Below are 580 nucleotides of genomic sequence, written 5' to 3'. Positions count from 1 at the left end.
GGCGCCGTGGACGTTCAGCCGTTGCAGGAGGTGGGAGCGGTGCAGCTCGGCGATGCCTTCGAGGAGGTCGGGGTGGCGCAGCAGGGCGGCGGCCTCGCTGTCGAGGGCGCTGGGGTGGGTCAGTCGTTGCAGGCTGCCGGTGTCGGTGTGGTGTTCGGTGGCGGCCAGGGCCTGGTGGGCGCGTGTGGCCAGGGCGGGCTCGGCCAGGAGGCAGGCTGCCCAGCTGACGACGGTTTCGTCGACCCAGGTCCGCCAGGCGGTGTCGGTGTCGTCGTCGTGCGGTTCGCTTCCGGTGAGCCAGTCCAGCCGGTGGGATCCGCTGGGGGCGAGCAGGTGGAGCAGCTGGACGTCCATGCTGGTCGGGTAGCACAGGGAGGCTGCCAGGGTGGCGGCCTGCCGGGCCTGGGCCTCGGCCAGCGCGCGGCTGAGCGCGCCCGTCGGGGGCTGGTAGGCCGCCAGGAGCCAGCGGGCGGAGGCGGCTATGAGCGCGGTCAGGTCGGCGGGCACGGGCGATCGGTCCTCAGCGGCGAGCCCACCCGGGACCGGCTGGCCGGCGGTGAGCTGTTCTGTACGGAGCCGC

Annotated in this window: 1 protein-coding gene; it reads right to left on the bottom strand. The window is 74.5% G+C overall.

Features of this window, described 5'->3' with window-relative positions; translation table 11 throughout:
- Positions 1-507: hypothetical protein (locus tag IF88_RS0139650; protein ID WP_030724470.1), on the bottom strand; the 507-nt coding region annotated here is incomplete at its 3' end.
- Positions 508-580 lie beyond the last annotated feature (73 nt).

Origin of the sequence: Streptomyces sp. NRRL F-2580, assembly GCF_000720115.1 — a bacterium.
In the GTDB taxonomy this organism is placed as follows: Bacteria; Actinomycetota; Actinomycetes; order Streptomycetales; family Streptomycetaceae; genus Streptomyces.
The sequence above is the reverse complement of the archived record's forward strand: the minus strand, read 5'-3'. Positions and strand labels throughout refer to the sequence as shown.